Below are 17,204 nucleotides of genomic sequence, written 5' to 3'. Positions count from 1 at the left end.
ATCGCGAAGTGTGGCGTCGGGCGGTGGGCTGGCTGCTGCCTCTTCCGGATCTTGCGCCGATCACCGACCGATGCCAGGCTTCGAAGATGACCTTGCTCAGGCTGATCGAGACGACTCCAGGACAGTATTCGCTGCTGCTGGACGCGGGGACCACGCCGGTTGACGCCCTGGTCGAGGAACTCGGTCACGAGCCCAACGGGTACTTCTGGGAAGGCGTCGCGGAAGTTCTCGTCAGCACCGAGGCCCCGACGCTCGAAGGCCGGTTCGCCTACGACCCGGAAGGTGGCATGTTCTGCGCCTACGGCACTGATCGGGGCGCGCTGCAAGAGCTGGAAGCTCTGATGAACGCGGTCGCGACCAACGGCGAACGCATGCGGCGTCTGGTCGCTGACGCCGAAGCGCGCGGGTTTGAGTTCGACGACTGACAGCCGAGGGTGGCCGGTTCTGGCCCGCGCTGCATAGCCCGGGACGAACCGCTCTCGATCAGTCTGCCGTGGGAGGACCCGTTCAGCGAGGAGCGGGTGACCGTGCCGCTGATGTTCATCACCACCCGACGGGTGTGATCAAGCGGGCCACTTAGGCGGGTTCGGCAGCGCTCGATGGGACGCGGACGTCCCGCGCTGCTCAGCGGAGCGTTCGCGTGGGTCATCGGATCGTCTGGCCGAGGCGGGGTGCGATGAATCGCCGGAGCGGCAGGGCGATGAGCAGTGCGACCGCGACCAAGAGGGCGCTGACCCACACCGGGCCGAGGTCACCCGCATCGGCCCTGAGGGTCGCCGCGGCAACGATGGGCCCGCCAGCAGCACCGATGTTGAGCGCCGCGGTTGCATACGATCCTCCCATGGTGGGGGCGCCTGCTGTCTCGTGAAGCACCCGGGCGATGAGGGTGCTGCCCAACGCGAACGAGAGCGCGCCCTGCGCGAACACGAGGAGCAGAAGCGCTGCGGGTTGGGCAGCCAGGACCGCCAGTGCGACCCAGCCGAGCATCAGCATCGGGCCACCGACTGCGATCACGATGCCGGGATGCTTGTCGGAGAGCCGTCCCGCGAGGTTGACGCCGACGAAGGACCCGACCCCGAAGAGCACCAGTACGATCGAAACCCACAGGTCGCCTAGGCCGGCGGTGTCCGTCACGATCGGTGCCAGGAAGGTGAACGTGGCGAAGGTGGCAGCGTTGACCAGGGCACCGAGCAGCATCACCAGGAGCAGCCTGGGCATCGCGAGCTGGGCCAGCTCGTTCCGGAGGGACGAGCCGGCCGGAGTGCCCTGAGGGGTCTCTCCGGCACAGGCCGGGATGCTTTTCACGACGCCCAGGGCGGCGGGAAGGCAGAGCAGTGCGATCGCCCAGAAGGTTGAACGCCAGCTGAGTAACGTGCCGAGCAGCGCACCGCCAGGGACTCCAGCGATGATGGCCACCGTCATACCCGAAAGCAGCACCGCCAGTGCCCGCCCTCTCTGATCAGGTGCGACGAGCGTGGCGGCCGTGCTCAGTGCCACAGCCAGGAAGCCCGCGTTGGCCAGGGCGGCGAGCACGCGGGTGATGAGCAGAACCGTGAAACTCGTCGTGAGTGCGCCCAGGACGTGGGCCCCGGCGAAGACCAGCACGAAGCTCAACAGACTGGCCTGGGCCGGCCATCGGCGCGCAAGCGCCGCCATCAGCGGCGCGCCGACGATCATCCCAGTGGCGAACGCCGAGGTCAGGAGACCGGCGGTTCCGACCGACACGTTGAGGCTTACGGCAATGGCCGGCGCAAGGCCGGCGAGCATGAATTCCGAGGTGCCCATGGCGAAGACCGCCACGGCAAGCAGGTGGAGCGGGAGAGGCATCAAGAACTCCGAGGTGAGCGAGAAGGAGAAGGAGACGTCTCGTCACCGCGGCCAGCGCCCCAAGGCGTGCGCGCGATTGTCCGGTGCAGCGAAGACTGCGGGGAAGCGGACTATGAACTCAGCGGTTCAGGGGGCTGACGGCGTGACCGAAAGCCCCCACCTTGGATGCCTCAGGGCTCGACATGGCGCAAACACTACTCACCCCCACCGGTCTGCATGCAAACGGATTCCGGGCTCCCCGAACCTGTGGCCACGCTCCGGATGGGCAACGTCTGACTCGCCGAGGACGTCGAGGCGTGGATCGCCGCCAAGCGCGGGAACCTGGATCAGCTGGTAGCGGTGGCTGGTTGTCGGTCGCCGCGCCTCGGCGACTACCGGAACTCGTGTGGCTACCGGAACTCGTGCACGACCTCGATCGGACCCACGATGTGCGCGTTGAACTCGGCGAGTTCCTCGGCGGGCACCCACAGCTCCAGGATGGTCTGCCCGCCGGCCTGCCGTACCGGGTAGCGCTTCAGGAACTCCGACTCCACGTGGAAGCGGGTCACGTAGCCGACGCCGGAGGCGGGCACGTTCCAGTCCCGGGCGATCCTGACCGCGTAGTCCTCGTTCAGGACCGGGTAGAAGATCGGCTGGTCCGGCAGGCGCGGCGGCCACGCCCGCCATCCGGACTCGCGGACGAGATCCAGCTCTGCCGGCCCGGTCGGGCGCCAGAGCACCGTCGTGCCGTCGTCGCTGCTCACGTCCAGCTTCCTGTTCGCCTCATGATGGGCTCGGACAGTACCGGTGCACGCCTCGCCGGAACCACCGCATTCGGTTCCCGACAGCCGGCCCAGACCAGGCCGGCTGGCCCTCCGGGAAGGGGAATGCGCCGGCCACACCGGGCGTGCACGGAGGTCGTAGATTGGCATCGGCAGCATCAGGATCGATGCCGAAGGGGGACTCGGGTGCGGTTGAGTCTTTCGGTCGAGCCGGCCACGACGGCGGAGGCGGAGCTTCGCTCGATCCATGCCTGGCTGCTCGCCGATCCGCAGGCGCGGCGGTGTGCCGATGTGCGATGGGAAGCGGCAGCGCACCCGCCGGTTGGCGGGATGGGTTCGGGGCTCGACGTCGTCTCGCTCATCGTCGGCTCCGGCTTCAGCGTCGCCTCACTGGCGCTGTCCATCGTGCAGTGGCGCGCCACCCGCGGGGCGGGCACCCGGTCGGTGACCGTGGAGCATCCCGACGGCAGGCGTGTGACGATCACCGACGTGGCGCCGGACCAGGCCGAGCGGCTGCTCCGCGGCCTTCTTGACGCACCGTCGGACGAGCGCGGCCGTTCGTGACCGGGCTGCCCGATCCGGACCGGTCCCGAGTGGTGCTGGTGGGTGCCAGCCGCTTCGCGCAGTTGGCCGACCTGCCGGCCGTCTCCGCGAATGTGGCGGCGCTGCGGGACAAGTTCACGTCCGAGGACGTGTGGGCCCTGCCCCCGACCCACTGCACCGTCGTGTCCGACCCGCGGGAGCCCCGCCTGGTCTCGCAGGCGCTCAAGCGGGCCGCCCGGGAGGCGACCGACACGCTGGTCTTCTACTACGCCGGCCACGGATTGATCGACCCGGGCACCGGTGAGCTGTACCTCGCTCTGTACGACAGCCACGCGCACGAGGTCTACGACTCGGCGGTGCCCTACCAGTGGATCAGACGCCCGTTCGAGGCGAGCCGGGCGGCGCGACGCATCGTGGTCCTGGACTGCTGCTACAGCGGGCGGGTCCTCGGTGCGATGTCCGAAGGGCTCGGCCTCGCCGAGATCGACGGGACCTATCTGCTCGCGGCGGCCGCGGAGAACGCGCTCGCCCTGGCCCCGCCCGGCGAGCTCCACACGGCCTTCACCGGAGAACTCGTCGGCATCCTGCATCGGGGTGTCCCGGGGGCGGACAGGTCGCTCACCCTGAACGAGATCTACGAAGGAATGCGCTCGTCGCTGCGCGCGGCCGAGCGACCGGAGCCGCAGTGTCGGGACCGCAATTCCCTGGGCACGGCGCCGTTCGTGCCGAATCCGGCCTACCAGCCACGTGCGGATCCGGTCCGGCACTCGCCGGAGTCGGTCATGAGGCGGTTCACCGCGGATCTGTCCCATGAGATGCGTACGCCGCTGACCGCACTCAGCGCCGTGGCCGACCTGCTGGACGAGGAGATCGACCGACTCGAACCACGGATCGCGCGGCCGGTGCGGCTGGTCGTCACCGAGACGCGACGGCTGAACGATCTGGTCGACACCCTGCTGGAGTTGTCGCGGATCGACGCGGGCGTCGCAGCACCCGCCGCGGAAGAGGTGGATGTCGTCGAGCAGGTGGCCGCATGTCTCGATGTCCACGAATGGAGGTCGTCCGTCAGGTTGGACGCGCCGCGCACCCTCCGCGCACGCCTCGACCCGAGGCGTCTGGACGTCATCCTCGGCAACCTGATCGGCAACGCGCTCGGGCACGGAGCGACCCCCGTGACGGTGGACGTCCTGCCACGCCCGACGGACTTCCTCGTCGAGGTGCGGGACAGCGGCGGCGGCGTCCCCGAGGAGGCGCTGTCCTACGTCTTCAATCGCTTCTTCAAGGCGGACAGTCGCCGTCCCCGCTCCCACGGCAGCGGGCTGGGGCTGTCGATCGCCCGGGAAAATGCGCGACTGATGGGCGGTGACATCGAGGCCGCCAATCAGGCGGAGGGGGGAGCGGTCTTCAGCCTCCGCCTGCCATACCGCGCATAGGCGCCGGAGGAGCCAGCAGCCATCAGCTGCCCCACCCGGGGACGGGCGCGGCCGTCCGCCGCGCCCGTCCCCGCCGCACCGGTCAGTACGGGTAGATGGTGAACCTGTTCAGGTAGGCGCAGTTGGGGTCGTTGGCCAGGACCTGGGACACGTACCAGCCGTCCGGCACGTTGCTCGCCGCGCACATGCTCATGCCGGGGTAGATCTCGTTCGTGATCTGCCACCGGTTGAGGTAGCCGCAGCTCGGGTCGTTGGAGCGGCCCAGGGTCGCGACCCACCCGGCGGGAATCGAGCCGACCGCGCAGATGGAGGTCGTCGCGGCCTGGGCCGGGCTGCCGATCGCCAGGGACGCGCCCACTCCGGCCACCGTGACGGCCAGGGCGATCGCGCCGTTCCGGGCCGTCGTCGCCCACGTTCTGACGTGTCTTCTGTCCATTGTCTGCTGCCCTTCTCGGGTGCGGGATGCGAGCTGTGCGGAATGGGATTACGTCGAGGGTTGAACTGCGCTCAGAGTCGTCGGATGACGTACCGGTTGAGGTATGCGCAGTTCGGGTCGTTGGCCAGCACCTGCGTGACGACCCAGCCGCCCGGGACGTCGGACGCCGCGCACATGGAGATGCCGTCGTAGAGGCTGGAGGTGATCTGGTAGCGGTTGAGGTTCGCGCAGTTCGGGTCGTTGGAGCGGGCGCCGGTGGCGATCCAGCCGCCGGGGATGCCGGTCGCCGCGCAGACGGAGATGCCGTCGTAGAGGCCGGCCCTGATCTGGAAACGGTTGCTGTATCCGCAGGTGGCGTCGTTGGCGGCGCCGCCGGTGGCGTACCAGCCCCCGGGGATTCCCCACAGGCTGCAGACGGGGATGCCCTCGTAGAGGTCGTTGGTGATGGCCAGTCGGTGGTAACCGGCACACTGGTTGATCCCGACGCCGGTGACCACGTAGCCGGCCGGCACCCCGGCGTTGGCGCAGACGACAGTCGAGTCGGCTCGGGCGGGTTCGGTGCTGCCGGCGACGGTGCCGACGACGGTCAGGCCGAGCACGGCCAGGGCGGCGAGTCCGTGCCGCAGCATTGCTCCCATCCGGCGGGGAACGCGTTTCCGCATACGTCTTACCTCCAGTTCGCGGGCCACTCTCGGGGCGTCAGTAATTGCTCCCCGTCGCATTGACGAAGGACGCTCGACGAGATCGGACGTTAGCAACCAGAGGTGAATTACGCGAAGCGACGATCCGGTTTCTCTGCTCCGGAAAAGCCATTCCGTCAATGCTAAGACAATTCAAGCTGCGGCTATGTGTTGTTGGAGATCGACGGTGTCTCGGCGGTCAGTTGCGCATCGCGGGCCGCCTGCGCCCGGTAGAGGTGGTGCAGCAGCAGGAAGCCCCGTACGGTCGGCTCCGGCCGGCCCTCGGCGGACCGCTCCAGCAGCGCGTCGCCCACCTGGCGCTCCAGCCGGTGAAGGCGTCGCTGCACGGTGCTCGGCGAGCAGCCCAGCCGGGAGGCGGCCTGCGGGGCGGAGCCGGTGCGCAGCACCTCGAAGGCGGCCTGGAGGTCGTTCCAGTCGATGACGTCGCGAGCCGGGTCGGGGTCGCCGGCCTCGTCGACGCCGATCGTCACGGCGCTGATCACCTCGGCGTGGTGCGCGTCCAACCAGGACCGGAACGCCGGCACGGACCACGCACGGGAGAGATACCAGCCGATGAGGACGCCGCAGAACCGGTCGGCGAGTGCGGCGGAAAGCCGCTCGGGATTCCAGGCCACCACCAGGTCCAGGCTGGGCAGGCCGATCACCGGGCGGACCACCACCTCGTCGTCGGTGCGGGCGACCGGCACGCAGAGCGTCACCGCGTGCCCGCCCGCCACCAGATCCCGGATGCTGCGGGTGCGGTCGGTCCGGTACGCGATCCGCGGGTGGAAGCCGTGGCCCCGGCACGCCTCGACCAGAAGTTGCTCGACCGCTGGATCGTTGCTGGTCAGCCAGGGCTCGTGCCGGAGTTCGGCGAGCGTCAGCACCGGGTTCGCGGCGAGTGGATGCCGGGTGCTCATCGCCAGCCGCAGCGGATCGCGGACGGCCACGTGCCGCCGTACCGATGCCGTGACCGGCGCGTGGTGCAGCGTGTGCACCCCGAGGAAGATGTCGAGGGCGCCCTGCGCCAGGTCGACCATCGCGAGTTCCGGCCGGAGTTCGGCCCCGTGCCACCGGCTCGCCGGCCAACGTTGCGAGAACCACCGCACCAGCTCGCCGAGCGAGGTCACATAGGTGGCGAAGGCGCACTCCGGCGGGCCGGCGACCGGGGGAGCGGTGGCGGCGCGCAGCGGGCCTGACATGCGTCGCGCGGCGTCGGCCAGCGCCCGACCGGCGGCGGTGACCTGCACCCCGCTGCCGGTGCGGTCGAACAGGTCGGTGCCGGCGAGTTGTTCGGCGGCGTTCACCCGTCGGCTCAGCGCCGGCTGCGAGACCCGCAGCAGCTCGGCGGCCCGGGTCATGCTGGGCGTGGTGCTCACCACGCCGATCGTGTGCAGCATCCCCCACGGCAGTGCGGACCCGGGTGCGGTCATCGTGCTCACCGTTCCGTCGGGTGGACGGCGAGCGCGACCGCCCCGCACCGCGCCACGGCACCACCGGCCGCCGGCATCGACATGCGCGCAGCCTAGGCGACCGACCGGCGTCCCGCCGCCCAGGGCCACCGGGACGCACCGCACCGTCGGCCACCGGCCTCCGGCGCTCGGATCGCCGTCGGGCGATCACCCCGTCATCTTCCGTACGCCGGGGCGACGGCACCGCCGGTCAGCGCCGGCCCACCTGCCCCTCCGCCGACGCGACCGACCGGCGCGGGGGGCCACCTCGGTCGGGCCGGCGGTCCCTCGCCGGTCCTGGCGCGAGGGGTTGTGGCACGCTGCGGTGATGATCGCGCTCGCGGACATCGAGGCCGCCGCGGACCGGATCGCCGGTCACGTGGTCCACACGCCCACCGTGCCCAGCCCCGGCCTGTCCGAGCTGCTCGGCGTGCCGGTCACCGCCAAGCTGGAGCTGCTGCAACGTACCGGGTCGTTCAAGGCCCGGGGCGCGGCGGCGAAGCTGCTCGCGCTGGACGACGCCGAGCGGGCCGCCGGCGTGGTGGCGGTCAGTGGCGGCAACCACGGCATCGCGGTGGCGGTGATGGCGGGGACGCTGGGCGTGGCGGCGACCGTGGTGATGCCGCGGACCGCGCCCGCGCGGGCCGTCGAGGTCTCCCGCGCGGCCGGCGCGGACGTCCGCCTGACCGACGACATGGCCGCCGCGTTCGCGCTCATGTCCCGGTTGCGGGAGGACGGTCGCACGCTGCTGCACCCGTTCGACGACCCGGTGGTGCTCGCCGGGCAGGGCACCGTCGGGCTGGAGTTCGCCGAGGACGCCGGTGAGCTGACCGACGTGCTGGTCAGCGTCGGCGGCGGGGCGCTGATCTCCGGGGTGGCCGCGGCGCTGCGAGCCCGCCGGCCGGGGGTACGGGTCTGGGGCGTGGAGACCGAAGGCGCGCAGGCGATGTCGCAGGCCCTGGCCAAGGGCGGGCCGGTCGAGGTGCCGCTGTCGTCGATCGTCACCACGCTCAGCGCGCCGACCGTCTCGCAGCTCACCTACGACCACGTGACGGCGCTGGTCACCGACGTGCTCGTGGTCTCCGACGCGGAGGCGGTGCGCGGCACGGTGGAGCTGGCGGAGCACGCGAAGGTCTGGGCCGAGCCGGCCGCCGGATGCCTGCTGCCGGCGGCCCGTCGGGTCCGCGACCGGGTGGGTGCGGACGCCCGGTTGGGCCTGGTGGTCTGCGGCGGCAACACCACCGTCGCCGACGTGGTGTCGTGGGCCGGGCGGTTCGCCGGCTGAGCGGCGGTGCCACGAGATCGACACGGACGTCCGGCGAAAAGCGCTCATATTGCCGGATCTCGGTCTTTGCGGCACTGATGGTAATCGACGGTCATAACCTCTCCACAGCCGGGCATCCATCGCCCCGGCGAAGGGAGGACATCATGAGGTTCCGTATCAGGACCGTCGGGGCGTTTCTCGCCGTGGCCGCCGCCAGCACGCTCGTCGCTTCGGGTGTCGTGCGGAATTCCGCCAGCGCGGACGGGCGCACCTTCTCGTTCACCATGGTCCGTTCCCAGGGCGCCGAGGCTGCCGGCTGCCTGCCGAACGCTCGCGCCGAGGTGCGGGTCCATCCGGAGGGGCTCAACGAGATCATGACCATCCGGGCCGCCGGCCTGCCGCCACGAACCAACTTCGATCTGTTCGTCCTGCAACTGCCGGACGCGCCGTTCGGGGTGTCGTGGTACCAGAGCGACATGCGGACCAGCCAGTACGGCGTCGCCCGGGTGACGGTGGTCGGACGGTTCAACATCGAGACGTTCGCGCTCGCGCCCGGCGCCGGGCCCGCGCCGAACACCCACCCGGGCCGCGACGCGACGCTCAACCCGGCGTTCGGCCCGATCCACACGTACCACCTGGGCCTCTGGTTCAACTCGCCGCAGGAGGCGGTGGCGGCCGGCTGCCCGGGCGCGACCACCCCGTTCAACGGGGACCACACCGCGGGTGTGCAGGCCATGAGCACCCGCAACTACCCGAGTCTGGCCGGCCCGCTGAGCCAGGTCGGCTCCTGAAGCCGGAGACCACCACCACGAGCCGGTCGCGGCGACCCTCGCGGACGCCGCGACCGGCTCGGGTCAGGGCGTGGCCGGGGTGACGCCGTCGAGCAGGTCGGCGAGCCGGGCCGCGGTGGTCGGGGCGTGCAGGTGCAGGCGCGCCACGTTGATGCTGTCCGTGCCGACCACGGCGAGCAACGCCTGCCGGCTGACCGCGTACACGCTGAGGTAGCCGTTCTCGTTGCGCACGGTGGACTGCTGGAAGTCGCCCTGGCCCAGCCGGAAGCCGACCTGCCGGCCCAGCCCGAACATGGTCGCCGCGAGCGCCGCCAGGTCGTCCGGGTTGGCCTCGTTCTGCAGGTTGTGCGTGATCAGCAGGCCGTCGACGCCGCCGAGGACGCAGCCGTGCACACCGGGGATCTGCAGCCGCAGTTCGGACAGTTCCTGGCCGATGGCCGGGTACGGCAGCGTCGGGTTGCCCGCCAGCGACGGCGGCAACCTCCGCGCCGGTGGCAGCGTGCCGGCCGCGGCCGGCGTACGGCGGGGGAGATCGTCCACCCGGCTCACAGTTCCAGGCTCTCCTCGATCGCGCGCAGCTGGTGCCGGGCCATCGCCAGGTTGGCCCGGCTCTTGCTCACCATGAGGTACAGGAACAGGCCCTTGCCGGTGCGGTTGCTCAGCGGCCGGATGAGGTGGTACTGGCTGCCGAGCGTGATGAGGATGTCCTCGATCTCGTCGTCGAGCTTCAACATCTCGATGGTGCGCAGCTTGGCGCGGACCACGTCGGTGTTGCCGGCGGCGGCAACCGTCAGGTCGATCTCACCGGTGCCGCCGGCCACGCCGAGTGTCATGCCGCTGGTGTAGTCGACGAGCGCGGCTCCGATCGCGCCGTCGATGCTCATCGCGTTCTTCAACGCGACGTCGAGGTTGCCCACGGTGTTCTCCCCAGGGTGTTGGCCGGGTGGGCCGGTCTCCGCTCGGGGTGTCGTGCGGGCTGACAGCCGGCGCCTCCCGTGAATATGCTTCGTCGAAGGCTTCCACAAGGAGGTCCGGCCTGCACCCGAGCGGCCGGTGATCCACCTGTCCGGTCCGCCCCGGCCGGCCGCTGGTCCCGTATATGGGACTCGGCGGCCGATGGTCGATCGTGGACCTACCTGCTAGGCGCCGTCGAGCGGCGGGTGCCACCACCCCGCGCCGAGCTGGGCCGGGAGTGGGCCCCGAGCTGCACGAGCTGGCCCGGTCGGGGCGGCGGTGGGCGATGCTCCGCTTCGCCGCCAGCCGGGCGGCCACGTCGCCCGTCGACCGGGCCGTGCCGCGCGGGCGCCTGTGGCGTACCGCCGGGGTGTTGCTGCTCGCGCCGCCGGCCGGCCTGGTCGCGCTGGCCCGGCGGGGACGGACGCGGACGGCCTGGCTGGTCGGAGTCCTGGGCGCGCTGGTCGCGGCCGACGCGCCGGTGGCCCGCACGGTGGTCGCCGCGATTCCGGCGACCGCACCCGCCGTCGCCGACCTGCCGCCGGACGCGGTGGACCGGGTGTCCGCGCCGCTCTGGCTGTTCACCTGCTGGACCGACTCGTCGTTCGGACTGCCCCGCCCGACGGCGTGGGAACGGTTCCTCATCACCGACCGGGTGGTGGTCGAGCCCATGTTCTCCGGAGCCCGTCGCGGCACCCGTCTGACGCCCGGCGGGATCCCGCGGGGGTCTTCCGCCGTTCCCCCTCGGAACGGCCCCGATCAGGTCTAATGTGGAGAAGGCGACGACTATTTGTGGCGTTCCGGTGGCGGCCGGGCGGTTCCCGGTGCACAGTGATCGCATGAGCGACGACGGAAGTGGTGGGCACTACTACTGGTGCACGCGACACCACCGGGTCGAGACCGATGCCGACGTGTGCCCCGCGAAGCACGTTCTCGGACCGTACGCTTCAGCCGCCGACGCGGAGAACGCCCTGCAACAGGTGCGGGAGCGGAACGACGCGTGGGACGCCGAGGACGCCCGTTGGGCCGGGGAGGGCCGATAGACGGCGCGGGACGGACCGCGTCGAGGTGATCCGTGCTCCGCGAGGGCGAGAGCACGTCCCCAGGAAAGGGAACCGAGATGGCCGTAGCACAGCAGGCCACCACCCGCCCGGCCGCGAAACGGACGACCGCGAAGAGGACCACCGCGGGCAGGACGACGACGGTCACCAAGGCGTCGCCGAACGCCTCGGGCGCCGGCGCCGGACGGACCCCGGCCAGGAAGGCGGTCGCGAAGAAGGCGGCGGCCAAGAAGGTCGTGTCGGCGGCGCGCAAGGCGCCGGCCACCAGGACCACCGCCAAGAGCGCGCCCGCCAGGAAGGCCACCGCGAAGAAGACGGCGGCGAAGAAGGCCCCCGCGAAGAAGACCACGACGGCAGCGGCGAAGAAGACCACCGCCGCGAAGAAGGCGCCGGCCAGGAAGACCACCACCGCCGCCGCCAGGAAGACCACCGCGGCGAAGAAGACCACGGCGGCGCAGAAGACGGCCGGAGCCCGGAAGGTCACCACGGCGGCCAAGAAGACCACCGCCAGCAAGACCACGGCCGCGAAGAAGACGGCGGCGAAGAAGACCACCGCCTCCACCCGGCCGACGGCCCGGAAGGCGGCGGCCAAGAAGGCGCCCGCGCGCAAGACCACCACCGCGCGCAAGACCACCACCGCCGCGAAGAAGACCACGGCGGCCAAGAAGGCGCCGGCCCGCAAGACCACCACCGCGCGCAAGACCACGGCCCGGAAGGCGCCGGCCCGCCGGGCCTCCGCCTGACGGCTGCCGCCGCCGGCGGGGAGGGGCCGCGCGCCGACCCGCCGGGCTCGGTGAGCGGAACGGGCGGGGCGCTGTCAGGATTGACCGCGTGGTCATCCGACGCGTACTGGCGCCCCGCATCGACTTCGGCGCGCTGCGCCGCGAGCTGGGACTGCCCGAGAGCTTCCCGCCCGCGGCGCAGCGCGAAGCCGACGACGCCGCCGCCGCGCCGCTGCCGGCCGTCGCCGACCGGACCGACGTCCCGTTCGTCACCGTCGACCCGGCGACCTCGCGCGACCTCGACCAGGCGATGCACCTCGCCCGCCGCACCGGCGGCGGCTACCGCGTCCGGTACGCGATAGCCGACGTCCTCACCCACGTCCGCCCCGGCGGTGAGCTGGAGGCGGAGACCTGGCGTCGCGGCCAGACCGTCTACCTGCCGGACGGCAACGTGCCGTTGCACCCGCACACGCTCAGCGAGGGCGCGGCCAGCCTGCTGCCCGACGTCGACCGGGCCGCCGTGCTCTGGACCATCGACCTCGACGCCGACGGCGGCACCGTCGCGGTCACGCTCGAACGGGCCCGGGTCCGCAGCCGCGCCAAACTCGACTACGGCGGCGTGCAGCGCGACGCCGACGCCGGCCGGCTGCCCGAGCCCATCGCGCTGCTGCCCGAGATCGGCGCGCTGCTCACCGAGCGCGGGCTGCGCCGTGGCGCGATCAACCTGCCGCTGCCCGAGCAGGACGTCGAGCCCGACGGCGACGGGTGGCGTCTGGTGCTGCGCGGCCCCGGCCCGATGGAGGAGCACAACGCCCAGATCTCGCTGCTGACCGGCATGGCCGCCGCCGACATCATGCTCGCCGGCCGGATCGGGCTGCTGCGGACCATGCCCCGCCCCCGGTCGGAGGCGGTCGACCGGCTGCGGCTGGCCGCCGGCCCGCTCGGCGTGCCCTGGCCGGACGGCACGTCGGTCGGTCGGGTGCTCGCCGGGCTGGACGCGTCGCAGCCCCGGGCCGCCGCGTTCGTCGACCAGGCCGCCGAGTTGATGCGCGGGGCCGCGTACACCGCCTTCGACGGCGCGGTGCCCGAGCAGCCGGAGCACGGCGGGGTGGCCGCCGCGTACGCGCACGTCACGGCGCCGCTGCGCCGGCTCGCCGACCGGTACGCCACCGAGGTCTGCCTGGCCCTGCACGACGGCCGGGAGGTGCCCGCGCACGTCCGTGCCGCGCTGCCGAAGCTGCCCGAGGTGATGGCGGCGACCGACCGGACGGCCGGCGCGGCCACCCGCGGCGCGATCGAGCTGGCCGAGGCGGTGCTGCTGGCGCCCCGGGTGGGGGAGACGTTCGAGGCGGCGGTGCTGGACGTGGACGAGCCGCGACCGGCGGGCAACGGCCGGCCCGGCCGCCCGCCGGGCGGCACGGTCGCGCTGGACGAGCCGCCGGTACGGGCCCGCTGCACCGGGGAACTGCCGCTCGGCGAGCGCGTCCGGGTCCGGCTGACCGTCGCCGACCCGGCCGAGCGGAAGGTCGCCTTCGAGCGCGCCTGACCGGGACCGTCCTCGCGCCGACCCGGGTCGCCTTCGACCGGGCCAGACCGGCCGCCTTCGCGTCCGCCCCGGCCCTGGCGCCTGGCCGGGGTCGCTCGCGCGCCCGCCCCGACCGTTGTCGCCCCCGCGCGCGGGCATTGTCACAGCGTCTCGGCGCGCGGCGCGCCGCCGCTCTTTGCGAGGATGGCCGCATGGCTTACGACGCGACCACGCTGCCCGACATCTCCGGGCTCACCGTCGGCATCATCGGGGGCACCGGTGACCAGGGCCGAGGGCTCGCCTACCGGTTCGCGCGGGCCGGGCAGACCGTGCTGATCGGTTCCCGCACGGCCGACCGGGCCGCCGAGGCCGCGGCCGAGATCGCCGCGCTGCCCGGCGTGCCGGCCGACGCCACGGTCACCGGCGCCGGCAACGACGAGGTCGCCCGGCGCAGCGACGTGGTGATCGTCGCGGTGCCGTGGGACGGGCACGCCGCCACCCTCACCGCGCTCGCCGAGCCGCTGGCCGGCAAGATCGTGGTGGACTGCGTCAACCCGCTCGGCTTCGACAAGCAGGGCCCGTACGCGCTCACCGTGGCCGAGGGCAGCGCCGTGCAGCAGGCCGCCGCGCTGCTGCCCGCCTCCCGGGTCTGCGCCGCGTTCAACCACGTCAGCGCGCCGTTGCTGGCCGACCCGGAGGTCGACCGGATCGATCTCGACGTGCTGATCTGCACCGAGGACCGGGACCTGGTCGGCGTGGTCGCCGCGTTGGCCGCCCGGATCCCCGGCATGCGCGGCATCTACGCCGGCCGCCTGCGCAACGCCCACCAGATCGAGGCGTTCACCGCGAACCTGATCGCGATCAACAAGCGCTACAAGGCGCACGCCGGCATCCGGGTGACGGACCTCTGAGCGCGCTGGCGCGCGCTGGTTGAGAAGGGGCCCCTGCTATACGCCAGGCGTTGAGAAGGGGCCCCTCCTTACGCCGTCAGAAGGTGTGCTCGGCGGCGGGGAACTCGCTGTTGCGCACCTCGTCGGCGAACCGGCGGGTGGCCTCGGTCAGCGCGTCGGCCAGGTCGGCGTAGCGCTTGACGAACCGCGGCGCGCGGCCGGTGCGCAACCCGGCCATGTCCTGCCAGACCAGCACCTGACCGTCGGTGTCCGGGCCGGCCCCGATGCCGACCGTGGGGATGGACAGCTCACCGGTCACCCGCTTGGCCACCTCGCCCGGCACCATCTCCAGCACCACCGCGAACGCGCCCGCCTCGGCCACCGCCCGCGCGTCCGCGAGCACCTCCTCGGCCGTGTCGCCCCGGCCCTGCACCCGGTACCCGCCGAGCGTGTGCTCGCTCTGCGGGGTGAACCCGATGTGCGCCATCACCGGGATGCCGGCGCCGACGATCGCCTCGATCTGCGCCGCGCAGCGCCGGCCGCCCTCCAGCTTCACCGCGTGACAGCCGCCCTCCTTCATGAACCGCACCGCGGTGCGCAGCGCCTGCGCCGGCCCTTCCTCGTACGAGCCGAACGGCAGGTCGCCGACGACGAGCGAGTGCGTCGTGGCGCGTACCACGGCGCGGACCAGCGGCAACAGCTCCTCGGCGGTCACCGGCAGGGTGGTCTCGTAGCCGAACACGTTGTTCGCGGCCGAGTCGCCGACCAGCAGCACCGGAATCCCCGCCCGGTCGAAGATCGAGGCGGTGTACTGGTCGTACGAGGTGAGCATGGCCCACCGCTCGCCGCGCTCCTTGGCGGCGATCAGGTCGCGGGTGCGGATCCGCCGGGTGGCCGGCCCGCCGTACAGGGCGGTCACCTCGGTCGGGGTGGACTCCACCATGACAATCTCCTTCCTCGAGGCCGCGCACGCGGTCCCCGGGTTCCCCGCGATCGTCGCACCGGGCGGCCGGTCGGGGGCAGGCCGGAGTGGAGGAATTCACTCCCGGCGCGGGCGCGCTCAGCCGTCCTCGCGCCAGCGGTTGGTGATCGGCAGCCGCCGGTCCCGCCCGAACGCCTTCATGGAAATCTTGGTGCCGGGCGCGGACTGCCGCCGCTTGTACTCGGCGGTATCCACCATCCGCAGCACCTTGTCGACCACCGCCGGGTCGTGACCGGACTCGACCAGGCCGTCGCGGCCCAGGTCGCCGTCGACGTACCCGATCAGGATCGGGTCGAGCACGTCGTAGTCGGGCAGCGTGTCGCTGTCGAGCTGGCCGGGGCTCAACTCGGCCGACGGCGGCTTGCCGATCGAGTTCTCCGGGATCGGCGGCGTCTCGCCGAGCCGTTCCGCGTCCGCGTTGCGCCACTTCGCCAGCCGCCAGACCAGCGTCTTCCACACGTCCTTGATCGGGTTGTAGCCGCCCACCGAGTCGCCGTAGAGCGTCGAGTAGCCCACCGCCAGCTCGCTCTTGTTGCCGGTGGTCAGCACCAGGTGGCCCTCCTGGTTCGACAGCGCCATCAGGATCACGCCGCGGACCCGGGCCTGGAGGTTCTCCACCGCCACGCCGGACAGCGACATGTTGGCCAGGAACGTGTCGACCATCGGCTGGATCGGCTCGATGCGGTAGTCCAGGCCGGTGCGCTTGGCCAGCTCCTCGGCATCGGCGCGGGAGTGCTCGGAGGAGTGCTGGCTGGGCATCGAGACGCCGACCACCCGGCGCGGGCCGAGCGCGTCCACCGCGAGCGCCGCGGCCACCGCCGAGTCGATGCCGCCGGAGAGCCCGAGCACCACCGAGGGGAACCGGTTCTTGTCGGCGTAGTCGCGCAGGCCCAGCACCAGCGCCTGCCACACCTCGGCCTCGTCGGCGACCGGCTCGATGATCCCGCCGGTCGCCGCCGGCCCGGTCGGCGCGGCCGGCACCGCCGGCACCTCGTGCCGGACCAGCCGCATCCCGTCGGCCAGGTCGGTGGCGCCGCCGCTCGTCGCCGGCGCCGCCGGCAGCTCCACGTCGTGCACCAGCAGGTGCTCGACGAACTGCGGCGCCCGGGCCAGCAGCGTGCCGTCGGCGGCCACGATCAGCGAGTCGCCGTCGTAGACCAGCTCGTCCTGGGCGCCGACCATGTTCACGTACGCGATGGCGGCGCCCGCCTCGGCGGCACGCTGGCGCACCAGCGGCAGCCGCGCGTCGTCCTTGTTCAGCTCGTACGGCGAGCCGTTGATGCTGAGCACCAGCCCGACGTCGGCCTGCCGGGCCACCGCGAACGGCCCACCGGCCTGCCACAGGTCCTCGCAGATGGTCAGCGCCACGTCGACGCCGCCCACCCGCACCACGGTCAGCGTGTCGCCGGGCACGAAGTAGCGGTCCTCGTCGAACACCCCGTAGTTGGGCAGGTGGTGCTTGAAGTAGGTGGCCACCACCTCGCCGCGGTGCAGCAGCGCCGCCGCGTTGCGGGCCCCCCGGCCCGGCTCGGCGTCGGCGCTGACCTGCGGCGGCCCGTCCGCGTCCAGGTACCCGACCAGCACCGGCAGCTCGCCGAGGCCGTCGTCGGCCAGGTCGGCGGCGAGCCGGTGCAGCGCGGCCCGGGACGCGGCGACGAAGGACCGGCGGAAGACCAGGTCCTCGACCGGGTAGCCGGTCAGCATCAGCTCGGGGAAGAGCGCGAGCTGGGCGCCGGAGTCGGCGGCCTTGCGGGTCCACGCGCGGACCCGGTCGGCGTTGCCGGTGAGGTCGCCGACCGTCGGGTTGACCTGGCACAGGGCGAGACGCAGGGTGGGCATGTTCCCCATCTTGCCCCAGTCGTCCGGCCCGAATCCGGCCGGATG

The 17,204-nt window shown here is 72.3% G+C and carries 19 protein-coding genes; 10 read left to right on the top strand and 9 right to left on the bottom strand.

Annotated elements, in window-relative coordinates:
* Positions 1-23: 23 nt before the first annotated feature.
* Positions 24-425, top strand: coding sequence for an immunity 51 family protein (locus TPA0908_RS10200; protein WP_281936884.1), 402 nt, complete (start codon positions 24-26; stop codon positions 423-425).
* A 220-nt stretch (positions 426-645) separates the two neighbouring features.
* On the opposite strand, the gene TPA0908_RS10195 is transcribed toward TPA0908_RS10200, so the two are convergent.
* Together TPA0908_RS10195 and TPA0908_RS10190 are read right to left on the bottom strand one after the other, a co-directional pair.
* Positions 646-1,827, bottom strand: coding sequence for a Cmx/CmrA family chloramphenicol efflux MFS transporter (locus TPA0908_RS10195; protein ID WP_281936882.1), 1,182 nt, complete (start codon positions 1,825-1,827; stop codon positions 646-648).
* Positions 1,828-2,216: 389 nt separating this feature from the next.
* The gene (locus TPA0908_RS10190; protein ID WP_281936880.1) at positions 2,217-2,570 is read right to left on the bottom strand and encodes a hypothetical protein; all 354 of its coding nucleotides are present in this window, start codon (positions 2,568-2,570) and stop codon (positions 2,217-2,219) included.
* Positions 2,571-2,774: 204 nt separating this feature from the next.
* Between TPA0908_RS10190 and TPA0908_RS10185 the strand changes: the two genes are divergently transcribed.
* Both TPA0908_RS10185 and TPA0908_RS10180 read left to right on the top strand, forming a co-directional pair.
* Complete coding sequence (locus TPA0908_RS10185) at positions 2,775-3,152, top strand: effector-associated constant component EACC1 (RefSeq protein ID WP_281936878.1); 378 nt, start codon at positions 2,775-2,777, stop codon at positions 3,150-3,152.
* Positions 3,149-4,564, top strand: coding sequence for a sensor histidine kinase (locus tag TPA0908_RS10180; RefSeq protein ID WP_281936875.1), 1,416 nt, complete (start codon positions 3,149-3,151; stop codon positions 4,562-4,564). The genes TPA0908_RS10185 and TPA0908_RS10180 overlap by 4 nt, the downstream gene beginning before the upstream one ends.
* An 82-nt stretch (positions 4,565-4,646) precedes the next feature.
* Here TPA0908_RS10180 and TPA0908_RS10175 read toward each other — a convergent pair whose 3' ends face one another.
* The 3 genes from TPA0908_RS10175 to TPA0908_RS10165 all read right to left on the bottom strand — a co-directional run bounded on the left by TPA0908_RS10175 (position 4,647) and on the right by TPA0908_RS10165 (position 7,113).
* Positions 4,647-5,000: a hypothetical protein gene (locus TPA0908_RS10175; RefSeq protein ID WP_281936874.1), complete on the bottom strand. Its 354-nt coding sequence runs from the start codon at positions 4,998-5,000 to the stop codon at positions 4,647-4,649.
* Between the two features lie 71 nt (positions 5,001-5,071).
* Positions 5,072-5,629, bottom strand: a complete 558-nt coding sequence (locus TPA0908_RS10170) for a hypothetical protein (protein ID WP_281936872.1) — start codon at positions 5,627-5,629, stop codon at positions 5,072-5,074.
* Between the two features lie 215 nt (positions 5,630-5,844).
* Entirely contained in the window at positions 5,845-7,113 is a 1,269-nt protein-coding gene (locus TPA0908_RS10165; RefSeq protein WP_281936870.1) for a LysR family transcriptional regulator, read from the bottom strand.
* 346 nt (positions 7,114-7,459) lie between these two features.
* Here TPA0908_RS10165 and TPA0908_RS10160 point away from each other — a divergent pair, with 346 nt between their 5' ends.
* Positions 7,460-8,416 carry a threonine/serine dehydratase gene (locus TPA0908_RS10160; RefSeq protein ID WP_281936868.1) on the top strand — a complete coding sequence of 319 codons (957 nt, stop codon included), beginning with the start codon at positions 7,460-7,462 and terminating at the stop codon, positions 8,414-8,416.
* Positions 8,417-8,559: 143 nt separating this feature from the next.
* The gene (locus TPA0908_RS10155) at positions 8,560-9,186 is read left to right on the top strand and encodes a hypothetical protein (protein WP_281936866.1); all 627 of its coding nucleotides are present in this window, start codon (positions 8,560-8,562) and stop codon (positions 9,184-9,186) included.
* 63 nt (positions 9,187-9,249) lie between these two features.
* Here the strand turns inward: TPA0908_RS10155 and TPA0908_RS10150 are convergent, their stop codons facing one another.
* Together TPA0908_RS10150 and TPA0908_RS10145 are read right to left on the bottom strand one after the other, a co-directional pair.
* A complete protein-coding gene (locus TPA0908_RS10150; RefSeq protein WP_281936864.1) occupies positions 9,250-9,726 on the bottom strand; it encodes a roadblock/LC7 domain-containing protein in 477 nt (158 codons plus the stop codon).
* A 5-nt stretch (positions 9,727-9,731) separates the two neighbouring features.
* Entirely contained in the window at positions 9,732-10,103 is a 372-nt protein-coding gene (locus tag TPA0908_RS10145) for a hypothetical protein (protein WP_107161564.1), read from the bottom strand.
* A 275-nt stretch (positions 10,104-10,378) separates the two neighbouring features.
* Between TPA0908_RS10145 and TPA0908_RS10140 the strand changes: the two genes are divergently transcribed.
* The 5 genes from TPA0908_RS10140 to npdG all read left to right on the top strand — a co-directional run bounded on the left by TPA0908_RS10140 (position 10,379) and on the right by npdG (position 14,359).
* Positions 10,379-10,909: a hypothetical protein gene (locus tag TPA0908_RS10140; protein ID WP_281936861.1), complete on the top strand. Its 531-nt coding sequence runs from the start codon at positions 10,379-10,381 to the stop codon at positions 10,907-10,909.
* Positions 10,910-10,979: 70 nt separating this feature from the next.
* Positions 10,980-11,183, top strand: a complete 204-nt coding sequence (locus tag TPA0908_RS10135; protein ID WP_107161651.1) for a hypothetical protein — start codon at positions 10,980-10,982, stop codon at positions 11,181-11,183.
* A gap of 77 nt (positions 11,184-11,260) precedes the next feature.
* Positions 11,261-11,944: a histone gene (locus tag TPA0908_RS10130; protein ID WP_281936859.1), complete on the top strand. Its 684-nt coding sequence runs from the start codon at positions 11,261-11,263 to the stop codon at positions 11,942-11,944.
* 88 nt (positions 11,945-12,032) lie between these two features.
* The gene (locus TPA0908_RS10125) at positions 12,033-13,469 is read left to right on the top strand and encodes an RNB domain-containing ribonuclease (RefSeq protein WP_281936857.1); all 1,437 of its coding nucleotides are present in this window, start codon (positions 12,033-12,035) and stop codon (positions 13,467-13,469) included.
* Positions 13,470-13,660: 191 nt separating this feature from the next.
* Positions 13,661-14,359, top strand: coding sequence for an NADPH-dependent F420 reductase (npdG, locus tag TPA0908_RS10120; RefSeq protein WP_281936855.1), 699 nt, complete (start codon positions 13,661-13,663; stop codon positions 14,357-14,359).
* A 76-nt stretch (positions 14,360-14,435) separates the two neighbouring features.
* Here npdG and panB read toward each other — a convergent pair whose 3' ends face one another.
* Entirely contained in the window at positions 14,436-15,281 is an 846-nt protein-coding gene (gene panB, locus TPA0908_RS10115; protein ID WP_281936853.1) for a 3-methyl-2-oxobutanoate hydroxymethyltransferase, read from the bottom strand.
* Between the two features lie 117 nt (positions 15,282-15,398).
* Positions 15,399-17,159, bottom strand: a complete 1,761-nt coding sequence (locus TPA0908_RS10110; protein ID WP_281936851.1) for an NAD+ synthase — start codon at positions 17,157-17,159, stop codon at positions 15,399-15,401.
* Between the last annotated feature and the right edge of the window lie 45 nt (positions 17,160-17,204).

Origin of the sequence: Micromonospora sp. AKA38 (assembly GCF_027925725.1) — a bacterium.
GTDB lineage: Bacteria > Actinomycetota > Actinomycetes > Mycobacteriales > Micromonosporaceae > Micromonospora.
Note: the sequence above shows the minus strand (reverse complement) of the source record. Positions and strands in the feature narration are given on the sequence as shown.